Origin of the sequence: Rhizobium sp. BK602, assembly GCF_014195095.1 — a bacterium.
Classification (GTDB): domain Bacteria; phylum Pseudomonadota; class Alphaproteobacteria; order Rhizobiales; family Rhizobiaceae; genus Rhizobium.
The window spans coordinates 131,660-146,236 of record NZ_JACIBC010000005.1; the positions used below are offsets into that span (position 1 = coordinate 131,660).

A 14,577-nucleotide genomic window follows, 5' to 3' on the forward strand; every position below is an offset into this window, starting at 1 on the left:
CATGTTCAACAAGGTTCTGATCGCAAACCGGGGCGAGATCGCCGTCCGGATCATCAAGACATTGCAGCGCATGGGCATCGCCTCCGTCGCCGTCTATTCGGATGCCGATCGCTTTTCGAAAGCGGTGCTGATGGCCGACGAAGCGGTAAGGCTCGGCCCAGCGCCGGCCTCCGAAAGCTATCTCGACGTCGATGCCGTCATCGCCGCCTGCAAGGCGACCGGTGCCGAGGCCGTACATCCGGGCTACGGCTTCCTTTCGGAAAACATCGGCTTTGCCGAGCGACTGGCGAAAGAGGGCATCGCCTTCATCGGCCCGACACCCGACAATATCGCCGCCTTCGGGCTGAAGCACACCGCCCGCGAGCTGGCGCACGAAAGCGGCGTGCCATTGCTGCCCGGCAGCGGACTGCTGGCGACGAGCGACGACGCGCTGAAGGCCGCGACCGACATCGGCTATCCGGTGATGTTGAAATCGACCGCCGGCGGCGGCGGTATCGGCATGCAGCTTTGCGACGATCCGGAGAGCCTGAGCGCGGCCTTCGAGAGCGTGCAGCGCACCGCGCGCGCAAGCTTCGGCGATGCGCGCGTCTATATCGAGCGTTTCGTCGCCAAGGCCCGCCATGTCGAAGTGCAGATCTTCGGCGATGGCAATGGCCGGGTGATCGCGCTTGGCGAGCGTGACTGCTCGCTGCAACGCCGGAACCAGAAGGTGATCGAGGAAACGCCGGCACCGGGATTGTCGGATGCTGTTCGCGGCCGCCTGCATGCGGCAGCCGTCGCGCTCGGCATCTCCGCCCGCTATCGGTCGGCGGGGACGGTCGAATTCATCTATGATCCGGCACGCGAGGAATTCTACTTCCTCGAGGTCAACACCCGCCTGCAGGTCGAGCATCCGGTCACCGAAGCGGTCTTCGGCATCGACCTGGTCGAATGGATGATCCGCCAGGCAGCTGATGAAGATGTGCTCACGGGCAACGAGGCCCTCGTACCCAAGGGTGCTGCCATCGAGGCGCGCATCTATGCGGAAATGCCGCATGCCGGCTTCAGGCCGAGCGCGGGACTGCTGACCGAGGTCGTCTTTCCGGAAAACGTGCGTGTCGACGGCTGGATCGAGACGGGCACGGAGGTCAGCCCCTATTATGACCCCATGCTCGCCAAGGTGATCGTTAGGGCTGAAGACCGCGCAAGCTCGATCGACGCGCTCGGCAAGGCGCTCGAAGGCAGCACCATTTCCGGCATCGAAACCAATCTCGATTATCTGAAGGCGATTACGGCTTCCGATCTTCTGGCGAGCGGTCAAGTCGCGACGACAGCACTCAAGGATTTCGTCTTCGTGCCCGACGTCGTCGAAGTGATCGCGCCGGGCGCCCAATCGAGCCTGCAGGAACTGCCGGGACGGTTGGGTCTCTGGCATGTCGGCGTGCCGCCAAGCGGCCCGATGGATGAGCGGTCCTTCCGCCACGCCAACCGGCTGGTCGGAAATGCTGACGAGACGGCGGCGCTGGAGCTGACCGTCTCCGGCCCGGTGCTGAAATTCTTCTCGGATGTCACGGTCGCGCTTGCCGGCGCGAACATGCCGATGACGCTCGATGGTACGCCGGTTGCGCATGATACGGCAATCCCGATCAAGGCGGGGCAGACGCTGGCGGTCGGCGCAATCGCCGGTGCCGGCCAGCGTGCCTATCTCGCCGTCACAGGTGGGTTCGAAGCCCCGGAAGTGCTCGGTTCGCGCGCGACGTTCGGCCTGGGCCAGTTCGGCGGCCATGCGACCGGAACACTTCGCGCCGGCCATGTGCTGCGGCTTGCCCGCGCGCCGCAGCCGGCATCGAAGCCGGCCAAAGAACCGGCCGAACTCGCGCGCGACTGGAAGGTCGGCGTGCTCTATGGTCCGCATGGCGCCCCCGATTTCTTCCTGGAGGAGGATATCGAAACGCTGTTTGCAACCGAGTACGAGGTTCATTTCAACAGCGCCCGCACCGGCGTGCGTCTCATCGGCCCCGCGCCGAAATGGGCGCGCACCGATGGCGGTGAGGCCGGGCTTCATCCTTCCAACCTGCACGACAATGCCTATGCGGTCGGCGCGATCGACTTCACCGGCGATATGCCGATCATTCTGGGTCCCGACGGTCCGAGCCTCGGCGGCTTCGTCTGCCCGGCGGTGATCGCCCGCGACGAGCAATGGAAGGTGGGCCAGTTCAAACCGGGTGATAAGATCCGCTTTCATGCGCTGAAGCGCGTCGAGGACCCGATCGCCGGGCCAGTCGTAAAGCGCATCGGCGAGGAGGCGGGTGCCGCGATCGTCGGAAGCAGCGAGGCAGGACCGGTTCCCGTGGTCTATCGTCGCCAGGGGGACGACAATCTGCTGGTCGAATACGGCCCGATGCAGCTCGATATCGCGCTGCGCCTGCGCGTGCATCTTCTGATGCAGGCGGTCAAGGAGGCGAAGCTTCCGGGGCTTGTCGATCTCACGCCCGGCATACGGTCGCTGCAGATCCATTATGACGGAACCGGCCTGACCCGCACGCGCCTTCTCGGCCTCCTGAGCGAGATAGAAGCCTCCCTGCCCCCGGCGCAGGCGGTGAAAGTCCCGAGCCGGATCGTGCATCTGCCGCTCTCCTGGAACGATCCCGATGCCGAACTTGCGATGCGCAAATATCAGGAACTCGTCCGCCCGAATGCGCCCTGGTGCCCGTCGAATATCGAGTTCATCCGCCGCATCAACGGCCTTGCCGACGAACAGGCGGTGCGCGACATCGTCTTTGACGCCCGCTATCTCGTTCTCGGGCTCGGCGACGTCTATCTCGGCGCGCCGGTCGCGACCCCGATGGACCCGCGCCATCGGCTTGTAACGACGAAGTACAATCCCGCCCGGACATGGACGCCGGAAAACGCCGTCGGCATCGGCGGCGCCTATATGTGCATCTACGGCATGGAAGGCCCTGGCGGCTATCAGCTCTTCGGCCGCACCATCCAGGTCTGGAACACCTGGCGCCAGACGCCGGTCTTTTCCAAGGAAAAGCCGTGGCTGCTCGATTTCTTCGACCAGATTCGCTTCTTCCCGGTGAGCCACGAGGAGCTGACCGAAGCGCGCGCAGCGTTCCCGCATGGCGGCTATCCGATCCGTATCGAGGAGAGCGAATTCTCCTATGCCGCCTACGAGGCGGAGCTTGCCGCCAATGCGGAGGCCATCGGCGCCTTCAAGGCTCGGCAACAATCGGCTTTCGAGGCCGAACGGCAGCGCTGGAAGGATCTCGGCCTCGACAGCTTCTCCGTCGACGAAGGCACCGGTCCCGGTCTCGGCGGCGATATTCCCGACGGCTGCTTCGGCATCGAAAGCGCCGTGCCCGGCAACGTCTGGAAGATCCTCGTCGAGGAGGGTCAGCCGGTTGCCGCCGGCGAGACGCTCGCCATCATCGAATCCATGAAAATGGAAATCAATGTGACCGCCCATGCCGCCGGCCGTGTCCGCGATCTGCGCGCTGGCCCCGGCCGCAACATAAAAGCCGGCGATGTCCTCGTCGTGCTGGAGGAAATCTGATGCTCCCTGCCATTCTCGATCTCGCTTCGCTCCAATCCGCCTATGCATCCGGATTGTCTCCCCTCGATCTCGTCGAGGAGGTGATCCGCCGCCGCAAGGCTTCCGACGATCCGGCGATCTTCATCACACCGACGCCGGACGATGATTTGCGCGCCGCCGCCAAGGCGCTGATGGCGCGCGCGCCCGATCCCAACAGCCTGCCGCTCTGGGGCATTCCCTTCGCGGTCAAGGACAACATCGATGTCGTGGGTCTTCCGACTACGGCCGCCTGCCCGGCCTTTGCCTATCACCCCGGCGAGGATGCAACGGTGGTGGCACGGCTCAGAGCCGCCGGCGCACTGGTGATCGGCAAGACCAATCTCGACCAGTTCGCCACCGGCCTCAACGGCACGCGCTCGCCGCATGGCGCGCCGCGCTCGGTCTTCGACCGGGATTATGTCTCTGGCGGCTCAAGCTCCGGCTCGGCGGTTGCCGTCGCCTCGGGACTGGCGAGTTTCGCGCTCGGCACCGACACAGCCGGCTCCGGCCGCGTGCCGGCCGCCTTCAACAATCTCGTCGGCATCAAGCCGACGCCGGGGCTGGTGCCGAATGTCGGCGTCGTGCCCGCCTGCCGCAGCGTCGACGTCGTCACCATCTTTGCCGCAACCGTCGGCGACGGCATTGCGATCCGCAAGGTGATGGAGGGCTATGACGCTGCCGATCCCTTCTCGCGCAAGGCGGCTCCCGCCCACCTGCCCGCCTCGGGCCTCCGGATCGGCGTGCTCGACGGGGCCGAGCGGGAATTCTTCGGTAACCGGCAGGTCGAAGCCCTTTACGATGCCGCGATCGAAAGGGCGCGCACCCTCGGCGCCACCATCGTTCCCTTCGACTATGCGCCGTTCCGGCAGGCGGCCGAACTGCTCTACAACGGTCCCTGGGTCGCCGAGCGGTTGGCGGCGGTGAAGGATTTTCTCGCCACCAATGCGGGGGACTTCGATCCGACGGTGCGCACCATCATCGAAGGCGCGAAAGCCTATGACGCGGTCGCCGCCTTCGAGGGGCGGTACAAGCTCGAAGCGCTGCGCCAGACGACCAAGCAAGAGTGGGAGAAGGTGGATATCCTGATGCTGCCGACCTCGCCGACCACCTATACGGTCGAGGAGATGATGGCGGACCCGATCGTCAAGAACGGCCATTTCGGCCGCTACACCAACTTCGTCAATCTTCTCGATTGCGCGGCGATCGCCATTCCCGCCGGCTTCGACGCCAACGGCCACCTGCCGGCCGGCGTGACGCTGATCGGTCCGGCCTTCACCGACGAAGCGCTGGCCCCCTTCGCCGACGCCATGCATCGAACCTTGAAGGCGGGGATGGGCAAGGATCGCTCGGCACAAATCCCTGAGGCAAGCCGTGTATCGCTGGCCGATGACGGCTCGGTGCCGATCGTCGTCGTCGGGGCACATCTGAGCGGCATGCCGCTCAACCACGAACTTACCTCCTCGGGCGGGCATCGGCTGAAGACCTGCCGGACGGCAGGCGACTACCGTCTCTTCGCATTGCCGGGAACCGTCCCGCCCAAGCCGGGCCTGGTGCGCGACCCCGGCTTTTCCGGCAAGGGCATGGAGGTCGAAGTCTGGGCGGTGTCACCGGAAGCCTTCGGCCGTTTCGTCCAGAAAATCCCCGCGCCGCTCGGCATTGGCAAGGTCACGCTCGATGACGGCAGCGCGGTTTCGGGCTTCCTCTGCGAAGCCCATGCGGTTGCCGGCGCGCTCGACATCACCGACTACGGCGGCTGGCGGCACTTTATCCAGGCCAAGACCGAGACCGCTTCCTGAGAAAGGAACCGCAGGATGAAGGCATTTTTACGGAAGGCCGTGCGCCTGCTTCTAGACGGGATTGCTGCCCGCGCCTTCGCGATCGGGCGGCCCCACCCAGCGTCGAGCGGCGCTCCGGAGGAATGACCATTTCACGAAAGACCGTGGCCGCCGCAGCGAAAGCTCCGGCGACCGGCCTGTTTGAAAACTTACTTCATCGCATCGCAAGCCTTCATCATCTCGGCCTTCTTCATTGCGTTCTTTTCCATGCCGGCCTTGTGCATGCAGGTCGTCTTGGTCTTCCCCATCTTCATGCTATCGGTTTTCATGGTGTCCTTCGACATGGTGCCATTGTGCATCATGTCCTTTTTCATCGTCTCTTGAGCCGAGGCGATGCCGGCGAACGAAAGGCCGGCTATGAAGGTGCAGGCAGCGAGGACGGAAAAAAGCTTGGTCATGGGGCTCTCCTGAAAAAGCGTTATCGTGTCCGTCGGCCAAATGCCGATGGCTCACATCTGCCCATTCGAGAGAGCGTGGAAATGCGTTACAACTTCACATGCATTTGATAGAACTGTCGTGCCGGCATTATTTTTGATCTCACCTGTAACCGATCGGCTGTTTGTTCGAATGAACCTCCTGACAGCATGATGACCACTCATTCGGAAGAGGCCCTGAAAGCATTGATGCTTCTGTCCCTTGACGGGGACGAGGCAGCCTATCGGCGTTTGCTGACGGCTTTGCGCATGCTGCTGGTCGGTTATTACAGCCGCAGGATGGCGGCGGCGGCGAAAGCGGACATGGAAGATCTGGTCCAGGAGACATTGCTGGCACTGCATTCCCACCGATCGACCTATGACCCGGCAAGACCGTTCACGGCCTGGTTCTTCTCGATCGCCCGCTACAAGCTGATCGATCATCATCGCGGCCGCGGCCGGCGCAGGCTCTCTGAAACGGAGCTTCGCGAGGAGATCGAAAGCGATTTCAGCGACGAGGCATTGACGGCCCGCATGGATGTCGAGCGGCTGCTCGATGGGTTGCCGCCGAAACAGCAGGAGCTGATCCGGCAGGTCAAGCTGGAGGGGCAATCGGTCGCCGACACCGCAAGCCGCACCGGACAGTCGGAATCGGCGGTGAAAGTCAGCATCCATCGGGCACTCAAGGCGCTGGGAGAAAGATTGCGAGGCTCATCGTGAAGAGGACGGACGACATCATCGAAAGCCTGGTGAGCGACCTGAAGCCGATCCCGCGCCACGCGCTGCTGCGACGCTTCGCATTCGGCATCGCGCCAGCCCTCGGGCTTTCGCTGTTGTTGATGCTGGCTGTTCTTGGCTTGCGGGTGGACATGCCCGGCGTGCTGATGCTGCCCGTCTTCTGGATCAAATCGGCCTACAATGCCCTGATCGCCATCGTGGCCTTCCTCGCAGTCTATCGGCTTTCCCGCCCCGACGGTTCCAGGGGGCGCTTCTTCATCTTGCTCATGGCGACCTTCGCCGCCATGGCCGCGATCGCGGCCATCCAGCTGATGATGGCCCCTCCCGAGACGTATCGGCTGCTGATCCTCGGCTCCTCGGCGCTCCATTGCCCGCTGCTCATCCTCGGCTTCGCGCTGCCCGTCTATGCCGGCACGATCTGGGCGCTGCGCCGCGGGGCACCCACGGACCTGCCGCTGACGGGGTTTGCCGCCGGCATCGCAGCGGGAGCCGCCGGCGCCTGGGTCTATTCCTGGTTCTGCACCGAGAACGGCATGCCCTTCGTGCTGATCTGGTATTCCCTCGGCATCCTGCTCACCGGCGCGCTCGGCATCGTCACCGGCCCTCGCCTGCTTCGCTGGTAAGCCCCCCGCCCGGACGCGGCGGCCAATTCGACACGCCGTCTGCTTACTTGGCTTCAAACCGCTCCAGCATCTTGATGAGCTGAAGGTTCTGCAAACGCAGCTTTTGCGCCAATTGGCTTCGCAGTTGTCCGATCTCCCCCTCAAGCCTTGCCACTTCATCGAAGAAGCTGTCCTGAGGAGATGGAGATGGTCGGTTTTGATCGGCGTTCGCGGCGGCAATGTTCCCCGAAGCCTTATCGGTCCTGGTTCGCTTTGCCCGCTCCGGCGGCCTGGCTGGCGATACTCTCTTGGACCTTTTTGCCGTCCGGCTTTCCGGCGCTGGCGGCTGCGCATCGGCGCCGGATCGGGCCGTTTCATCGCCTGCCGGCGTTGGAGCTTTTTCATCGGCAACTGACGGCAAGTCCGCTTGGGAGACATAGGAAGTGCCGTTGCTTTCATCGGCAGTCGTCGTCGCAGCAAGCTCGACAGCGGGGGTCTCGGCGCCATGACGATGACCGGAGACTTCCGTCGCATTTGACGAAGGCGGTGACACTCGCCGCGCGTCGCTTTCGCTGGCCTCAACCGCGACGTCATCCGCAATCGAGCTCTCTTGTGTTTCCGCCGGTCGCCTTCGCGACGTCAGTTCAGCAAGGAATTTCCATGGTGATTTCATAGGATTTCAACCTCGGGCAATCCGCACCGCGACGCTGCCGCTCTATATCCGGGCTCGTAACGAACCCGGCGATTTTCTATGACCGAATATGCAGCGGCCGAGGCCGATCTCGCAATCGCCCTTGCTATTGCTGGCCGATCAATCGAGGCCGAGCCGCTTGCGCAGATCGGCATTCTCGGCGCGAAGCTTATCCGCCAGGGTTTTGCGAAGCTTTTTATTTTCCTGCTCGAGCTGAATGAGATCCGCCATCTCGTCCGCAGCCGAAGCAGGCGCCTTGGCCGTTTGCTTCGGCGTCTTTTTGGGTCCGACGTTCTTCCTCGTGCGCTTGCTGGCGACGGCTGCCGTTTCCGGCGCGAGCTTCGCTTCCGCGGCCTGTGCGACGCTCTTCCTGCGGCCACGCGGCAACTTCTCCGTCTTCGCAGGCGAGGCAATGACCGTTTCTTCGGTAGCGGCCTTGCGGCGGCGTGGAGCGCGCTGCTTTTTGGGCGCCGGCGCTTTTACCGCGGCATCTGTGGCAGCAACTTCGGCAATAGGGCTAGCACTGTTCTCGTCAGCCATCGGTAATCTCCCTCTATAGCAAAGTGTTCTTTTCGGCTGAGTGAAAGAGGGAGTCAACCTGAGCGTTATAAATGGCTCATCGTTTTCAAGCGCGTCACCATTGCCCCGGCGTAAAGACACGGACCAATTCCGCGGCCGCCCCTCTGTTCACGCGATCTGCTTCTTATCCCTCATCAACTTACTCTTTCCATTGCATGCGGTTCAAGAAGAAGCTTTCGTTGGGAGTGGGCTGGAAATCGAGAGCTTTTGCCGCCCCATAAATCGCCACCATCTGATAGAGCGGCACGGTCGGTATGTCCGTCGCGATGAAGTCGCCGACCTTTTCGTAATCGGCAAGACGCCTCTTCTCATCCAGCGACGATGCCGCCTCGTCCAGCAGCGCGTCGATCTCCGGCCTGGCGACGATGGTCCAGCTGCTGCCGGAATGAAAGAGCGAGTAGAGAGCGCCATCGGCATCCTGGCAGGCACAGGAAGAGGTACTGATGGCGAGGGTGGGACCATCCGCCGGCCCCTTCTGGATCAGTTGCAGGAAGGTCGGGGTGTCGACCTTGGCGATCTCGACATCGAAGCCGACATCCTGCAGCTCCTGCTGTATGGCTTCAGCGACCCTCTGGTCGAAAAAGGCGCCGATCGTAAACTGAAACTTCGGTGGTTTGCCGGCGGCGGCAATCAGCGATTTCGCCTTGTCGGGATCGTATGGCAACGGCTTGATATTGTCGCTCCAGCCGAAATGCGCCGGCGTCAGCATCTGTCCGAGCGGCTTGTCCAGACCGCCAAGAAGCCCCTGGGTGATGCCTTCCTTGTCGATGGCATGGGCAAGCGCCTGGCGAAGCTGCGGATTGTCGAATGGAGGCTTGTTGGGATTGATGCGAACATAGGCAAGCCGTTCGGTCAGAACCGGCAGGGCCTTGGCATTTGGCGAACCCTGCAATTGCGCCGCCTGATCGGAGGTCAATGCCCTGGCCACGTCCACGGCGCCGGACTGAACGTCGGCAAGCCGCGTCGACGCATCCGGCACGGTGCGGAAAACCGCCGTCGCAAACGGCCCCTTCGTCCCCCAGTAATTGTCATTGCGTGCAAGCCTCACGGAAACACCCTTGTCCCACGTCAGGAAACGATAGGGGCCGCTACCGACCGGCTGAAGGTTGAAGGCCGCATTGCCGACCTTTTCGACGACATGCTCCGGCACGATGGACAGGTTCGCCAAGGCGGCAAGCAGCGCGGGAGAGGCCGCCTTCAGCGTAAGCGTCACCTCATGGTCGCCCGTCACCGCAGCCTTGACGATCTTGCCGAATTGCGTGCGTTGCGGACTGGCGAATTTCGGATCGATGATGCGATTGATGCTGAAAGCAACATCTGCGGCCGTCAGCGGGCTACCATCATGAAAACGGACATCGTCGCGCAGGGTGAAGACGATCTCGGTATCCGAGAGATTTTTCCACGCGATGGCGATCTGAGGGACAATCTTGCCGTCGTTGTCGCGCGTCACGAGATTGTCGAAGATATTGCGATAAACGAAGTAGCTGTCGGGGTTCCATTGCAGCTGCGGATCGAGCGTCGACGGCTCGTTGACGAGATCAACGACGACCTCCTGCTTTTCGGCCGCTCGGGCGAGAGTCGCAAGGCACAGCATCGACAGGCCGATGCCCGCACTCAACACAAGAAGCTTGTGCAATTTCATTTTCCGGCTCCTCAGATGATCGATCATTGACAATTTCAGTCAGAACTTTCTGGTCACGGCGCAGTCACCCGCTGTGCGTCCTGGCCTCGGTCCCGGGCTCGGGAACCCGCAGATGGCAGGCAGCCCGATGGCCCTGCGCCAGGAGTTGCAAAGATGGCGACACGTCACGGCAGATGTCCGCGGCGATCGGACACCGCGTCGAAAAACGGCAACCGGCGGGCGGGGCGGCGGGACTGGGCAAATCGCCTTCGAGAAGGATACGTTGCCGCCGGCGCTGCGCGACCGGATCGGGCAGCGGCACCGCGCTCAGCAATGCCTCGGTATAGGGATGAGCCGGCCGGGCGAAGACATCGGCCGTCGCTCCGATCTCGGCAATGCGGCCGAGATACATCACCGCCACCCTGTCGGCGAAATGACGAACCACCGACAGGTCATGCGAGATGAAGAGATAGGAGAGACCGAAACGACGCTGCAATTCGAAGAGCAGGTTGAGGATCTGCGAGCGGATCGACACGTCGAGCGCCGACACCGGCTCATCCAGGATCAACAGCTTCGGCTGAAGCGCGATCGCCCGCGCAATGACGATGCGCTGGCGCTGTCCGCCTGAGAAGGCATTGGGCTTGCGGTCGGCATGTGCCGGATTGAGCCCGACAAGCTCCAGAAGCTCGGCAACCCGTCGGCGGCGCTCCTGCCCGGTTCCGACGCCGTGGATGGCAAGCGGCTCGGCGATGCTGTCGCCGATATCCATGCGCGGATTGAGCGCCGAGACCGGGTCCTGAAACACGATCTGAATATCCCGCAGCCGCGCGCCCTGGCCGTGCGAATCCTTGGCTGCGATATCGCTGCCCTCGAAGAATATCTGCCCCGCGGTCGGCTTCTGCATGCCGAGGATCGCAGCACCGAGCGTCGATTTGCCCGATCCGGATTCGCCGACCAGCGCCAGGCTCTGCCCGGCTTCGATATCCAGATCGACGCCATCGACCGCCTTCAGCATACCGGCCGTCTGCCCGAAGAAACCACGGCGGACGGGAAAGTGAACATGCAAATCGCGAACCGAGAGCAAGGGTGCTGTCATGCCAGCCTCCCGATACGATCCTGATGCCAGCAGGCAGCACTCCGGTCCTGGCCCGCGGCCTCCAGCAATGGCACCTGCCGACAGTCCTCATCCGCCAGCGGACAGCGCGTGGAGAACCGGCATCCCGGCGGCCAGCTGCCGGCATCGGGAACCATGCCCCTGATCGTGGGCAGAAGCTGCCCGACGTCGCTGCCGTCAAGACGCGGAATGGTCGACAGCAGCAATCGCGTATAGGGATGCTTCTGCTCCTGGAAGATCGCCTCGACCCCGCCATCCTCGACGATGCGGCCGCCATACATGACCGCGACGCGATCGGCGATATCGGCGACGACCCCCATGTCATGGGTGATCAGCAGGATTGCTGTTCCGGTTTCGCTGCGCAGCCGCTTCATCAGTTCCAGGATCTGCGCCTGAATGGTGACATCGAGCGCCGTCGTCGGTTCGTCGGCGATCAAGAGGCGCGGCCGCGTGATCAGCGCCATGGCGATCATCACACGCTGGCACATGCCGCCCGACAGCTCGAACGGATATTGCCTCGCGCGCATTGCCGGCTCCGGAATGCCAACATCCTCGAGCATGGCAATCGCCTGATGCCAGGCCTGCTTGCGGCCGAGCCTGCGATGGACGAGCAGGCTTTCGGCAATCTGCCGCCCGACCGGCATCAGCGGGTTCAGCGACGCAACGGGCTCCTGGAAGATCATCGACATCTCGCTGCCGCGCAGTCCCATGAGGGCACCTCTGCCGAGCCGGGAGAGATCGCGTCCGTTCAGCAGGACCGAACCACCGGCCACGGATGCGGCGGGCGGCAAAAGTCCCATGACGGCAAAGGCCGTCATCGACTTGCCGCATCCCGACTCGCCGACAAGGCTGACGATCTTGCCGGCATCGACCGACAGGCTGACATCATCGACGACGGCCTTGCCGTTGATGGCGACCCGCAGCCCGTCGACGCTTAAGACCGGCGCTGCCATCAGACCGACGCCTCGCGAACGGCCGCCCAAGGATTGCGCGGATGAACCATTCCGACATTGACGCCATCGTGCCGCATCACGGCCGACGGCACCGCGAAATTGACCGGATAAAGCGCGTCGTCGATCACCTGGACGTCGAAGGCAGCTGCGACCGCCGCCGCCACATCTGCTCCCGCGGCACGGTTGACCCGGATCGTCGTGCCGCTCGCATCGATGCGCGGACTGAACAGAGCCTGCTCCAACGTCATTCCGAAAGCCGTGACATAGGAGAGGATCTGCGTGATCGCCGGAACGATCTGCCTGCCGCCGGCAGCGCCCAGCGCCAGTTCGGGCAGGCCGTCACGCGTTGCGATGATCGGGCACATATTGGCGAGCGGCTGCCGGCCCGGCGCGATCGAATTGGGATGACCGGGCCTCGGATCGAACCACATCAGACCGTTGTTCAAGGCAAATCCCAATTCGGGCACGACGACCTTCGAGCCGAAGCGGGACAGCAGCGTATTGGTGAGGGAAACCATGGTCCCCTGCGCATCGACCACGCTGATATGGCTCGTACAGCTTTCGCCGGCGGCGTGTCCGATATGTTTGAGGCGATATTCACTGGCACGGCGCAACGCCCGCGCGAAGGCGAGTGCGGTCGCGCCCGACAGGGGATCGGCATCCGACGGAAGGCTCTCCAGATCGGCGAGCGCCGCAAGCAGCGTCGGGCCGCCGGAAAGGCCGGGAACCGTATGCACCCGCCGTCCCCTGTAGTCGCCGACCGCTGGCTGTCGCCATTTCGGCGTGTAGGATGCGAGGTCCGATTTTGAAAGGACCGAGCCGCCTCTCGCGAGATCGGCAACCAGGAGATCGGCGGTTCGGCCCTCGTAGAAATCTCTCGCTCCCTCGGATGCCAGCCTCTCCAGCGTGGCAGCCTTGGCCGTCATCGGCAGGAACAGCGACCGCCCGCCCTCCGGAACCCTCGGCGCCCTGCCATCGCGAAGAAAGAGGTCGGCCGCGCCCTTGAACTGCGCCAGATTGTGGCCGTCGATGGCAAGCGCCAGCGCGGCATACCAATCGACCTGCAGGCCGCGACGGGCGTGCTCGATGGCCGGCGCGATCGCATCGGCCCAGGAAATCGTGCCGAACCGGGCAAGCGCCTCGGCAAAGCCGGCGACGGCGCCGGGAACGCATATGGAGCCGTAGCCGATCAGGTTGCTATCGCCCTGCACCGAAGGCCACTCGAACCAGTCGCCGTCCTTGCCCTCGACCAAAGGGTAGTCATCCGGATCGAGCGCACCGGGCGAAACGACATTGAAATCGAGCACATCGACCACACCGGAACTGCCGTCCGCGCGCAGCATGAAGCCACCGCCGCCGATGCCGGAAAGCCATGGCTCGACGACGCTGAGGACCAGCGCCGTCGTGATCGCCGCATCGACGGCATTGCCGCCCGCCGAAAGCACGCGGGCACCGGCCTCGGCCGCCAGCCAGTTCTGGCACGCCACCAGGCCGTGTTCGCTCAGCGTCTCATGCTTGGCGATGGACCATGTTTCGTTCATGGTCTTGTCCCGAAACGCCGCGCGCCGATCGCGGCGGGAACGGCCGAGGCGACGGCAAACCGGCCGGAATTGACGGAAGAGGCATGATGGCCGGCGATCTCGGCCGCGGTCGCGACCCAGGTTCCGGCCTCGGCGGTGATGACATCCAGCAGCTTTTCGAGCACGGCGATGCGCTGTCCCCTACCCGATATCCAGTCATGGACGGTCAGGGTGAACAACCCGCCGAACCGGTGGAGCGTCCGCCATTCGGCGAGCCAATCCTCCAGCACGGCACTGCCGGAAACCGGCGCCCAGCGCTCGTTGCCGCTACCCTCGAACTTGTAGAAAATTGCATCGTCCAAGGCCCATTGCACCGGGATTTCGACGACGCCGTCGATCTCGTAGGGATGGTCGAAGCCCATCAGCGAGCTATCATAGGCAAGGCCTCGCGCCTTGATCTCGGCCAGCATATGCGGCGTCATCTCCCAGGCGGGCGAACGGAAGCCAATTGGCGCCTTGCCGGTCTGCCTAACGAACAGGTCCAGGCTGGCATCGAGGGCAGCGTCGAATTCGGCATCGCCGATGTCACGGACCAGTTCGTGGAAATAGCCGTGCAGCCCGATCTCGTGACCGGCCGACAGGAGGGAAGGAAGCAGATCCGGATCGAACTCGGCGACGACGGCCGGCACGTAGAAACTCGCCTTCACGCCGTAGCGATCGAACAGATCAAGAAGGCGCGCAAGGCCGGACCGCAAGCCGAAACGGCGGACCTCCAGCCGGGCGATACGATCCGGCAGATGATCGCGATGCTCCCACAAGAAAGGCGCGATGGCGTCGACATCGACGCTCAAGAGGACGCCACTTTGTTTTCCCTCCGGCCATTCATAAGCGGGAAAGGGCGAATAGGTTCTTGCAGCAGCCCGATGTTCGACCATTGTTTCTCCTCCTGCCCTGC

At 63.5% G+C, this 14,577-nt stretch carries 12 protein-coding genes; 4 read left to right on the top strand and 8 right to left on the bottom strand.

Annotation, left to right across the window (positions count from 1 at the left end; all coding sequences use genetic code 11):
• Position 1 precedes the first annotated feature (1 nt).
• Complete coding sequence (uca, locus tag FHX11_RS17305) at positions 2-3,538, top strand: urea carboxylase (RefSeq protein WP_184358897.1); 3,537 nt, start codon at positions 2-4, stop codon at positions 3,536-3,538.
• Positions 3,538-5,352, top strand: coding sequence for an allophanate hydrolase (gene atzF, locus FHX11_RS17310; protein WP_184358898.1), 1,815 nt, complete (start codon positions 3,538-3,540; stop codon positions 5,350-5,352). Before uca ends, atzF begins: the two co-directional genes overlap by 1 nt.
• A gap of 188 nt (positions 5,353-5,540) precedes the next feature.
• Here the strand turns inward: atzF and FHX11_RS17315 are convergent, their stop codons facing one another.
• Positions 5,541-5,789 carry a pentapeptide MXKDX repeat protein gene (locus FHX11_RS17315; protein ID WP_184358899.1) on the bottom strand — a complete coding sequence of 83 codons (249 nt, stop codon included), beginning with the start codon at positions 5,787-5,789 and terminating at the stop codon, positions 5,541-5,543.
• A 186-nt stretch (positions 5,790-5,975) separates the two neighbouring features.
• On the opposite strand from FHX11_RS17315, the gene FHX11_RS17320 reads away from it, so the two are divergent.
• Positions 5,976-6,524: a sigma-70 family RNA polymerase sigma factor gene (locus FHX11_RS17320; protein ID WP_184358900.1), complete on the top strand. Its 549-nt coding sequence runs from the start codon at positions 5,976-5,978 to the stop codon at positions 6,522-6,524.
• Complete coding sequence (locus FHX11_RS17325; RefSeq protein WP_184358901.1) at positions 6,521-7,165, top strand: DUF1109 domain-containing protein; 645 nt, start codon at positions 6,521-6,523, stop codon at positions 7,163-7,165. The genes FHX11_RS17320 and FHX11_RS17325 overlap by 4 nt, the downstream gene beginning before the upstream one ends.
• Positions 7,166-7,208: 43 nt before the next feature.
• On the opposite strand, the gene FHX11_RS17330 is transcribed toward FHX11_RS17325, so the two are convergent.
• The 7 genes from FHX11_RS17330 to FHX11_RS17360 all read right to left on the bottom strand — a co-directional run bounded on the left by FHX11_RS17330 (position 7,209) and on the right by FHX11_RS17360 (position 14,557).
• Positions 7,209-7,817 carry a hypothetical protein gene (locus FHX11_RS17330; RefSeq protein WP_184358902.1) on the bottom strand — a complete coding sequence of 203 codons (609 nt, stop codon included), beginning with the start codon at positions 7,815-7,817 and terminating at the stop codon, positions 7,209-7,211.
• Positions 7,818-7,955: 138 nt separating this feature from the next.
• Positions 7,956-8,375: a SyrB-like regulator gene (locus FHX11_RS17335; RefSeq protein ID WP_184358903.1), complete on the bottom strand. Its 420-nt coding sequence runs from the start codon at positions 8,373-8,375 to the stop codon at positions 7,956-7,958.
• Between the two features lie 178 nt (positions 8,376-8,553).
• On the bottom strand, positions 8,554-10,056 hold the full coding sequence (locus FHX11_RS17340) for an ABC transporter substrate-binding protein (RefSeq protein ID WP_184358904.1): 1,503 nt from the start codon (positions 10,054-10,056) through the stop codon (positions 8,554-8,556).
• Between the two features lie 64 nt (positions 10,057-10,120).
• Entirely contained in the window at positions 10,121-11,131 is a 1,011-nt protein-coding gene (locus FHX11_RS17345) for an oligopeptide/dipeptide ABC transporter ATP-binding protein (protein ID WP_184358905.1), read from the bottom strand.
• Complete coding sequence (locus FHX11_RS17350; protein WP_184358906.1) at positions 11,128-12,102, bottom strand: ABC transporter ATP-binding protein; 975 nt, start codon at positions 12,100-12,102, stop codon at positions 11,128-11,130. The genes FHX11_RS17345 and FHX11_RS17350 overlap by 4 nt, the downstream gene beginning before the upstream one ends.
• Complete coding sequence (locus FHX11_RS17355) at positions 12,102-13,643, bottom strand: gamma-glutamyltransferase (RefSeq protein ID WP_184358907.1); 1,542 nt, start codon at positions 13,641-13,643, stop codon at positions 12,102-12,104. The genes FHX11_RS17350 and FHX11_RS17355 overlap by 1 nt, the downstream gene beginning before the upstream one ends.
• A complete protein-coding gene (locus tag FHX11_RS17360) occupies positions 13,640-14,557 on the bottom strand; it encodes a polysaccharide deacetylase (RefSeq protein WP_184358908.1) in 918 nt (305 codons plus the stop codon). Before FHX11_RS17360 ends, FHX11_RS17355 begins: the two co-directional genes overlap by 4 nt.
• Positions 14,558-14,577 lie beyond the last annotated feature (20 nt).

Coding starts and splice junctions, on each gene's coding strand:
- uca (WP_184358897.1), top strand. CDS start 2: ATGTTCAACAAGGTTCTGATCGCAAACCGGGGCGAGATCGCCGTCCGG.
- atzF (WP_184358898.1), top strand. CDS start 3,538: ATGCTCCCTGCCATTCTCGATCTCGCTTCGCTCCAATCCGCCTATGCA.
- FHX11_RS17315 (WP_184358899.1), bottom strand. CDS start 5,789: ATGACCAAGCTTTTTTCCGTCCTCGCTGCCTGCACCTTCATAGCCGGC.
- FHX11_RS17320 (WP_184358900.1), top strand. CDS start 5,976: ATGATGACCACTCATTCGGAAGAGGCCCTGAAAGCATTGATGCTTCTG.
- FHX11_RS17330 (WP_184358902.1), bottom strand. CDS start 7,817: ATGAAATCACCATGGAAATTCCTTGCTGAACTGACGTCGCGAAGGCGA.
- FHX11_RS17335 (WP_184358903.1), bottom strand. CDS start 8,375: ATGGCTGACGAGAACAGTGCTAGCCCTATTGCCGAAGTTGCTGCCACA.
- FHX11_RS17340 (WP_184358904.1), bottom strand. CDS start 10,056: ATGAAATTGCACAAGCTTCTTGTGTTGAGTGCGGGCATCGGCCTGTCG.
- FHX11_RS17345 (WP_184358905.1), bottom strand. CDS start 11,131: ATGACAGCACCCTTGCTCTCGGTTCGCGATTTGCATGTTCACTTTCCC.
- FHX11_RS17350 (WP_184358906.1), bottom strand. CDS start 12,102: ATGGCAGCGCCGGTCTTAAGCGTCGACGGGCTGCGGGTCGCCATCAAC.
- FHX11_RS17355 (WP_184358907.1), bottom strand. CDS start 13,643: ATGAACGAAACATGGTCCATCGCCAAGCATGAGACGCTGAGCGAACAC.
- FHX11_RS17360 (WP_184358908.1), bottom strand. CDS start 14,557: ATGGTCGAACATCGGGCTGCTGCAAGAACCTATTCGCCCTTTCCCGCT.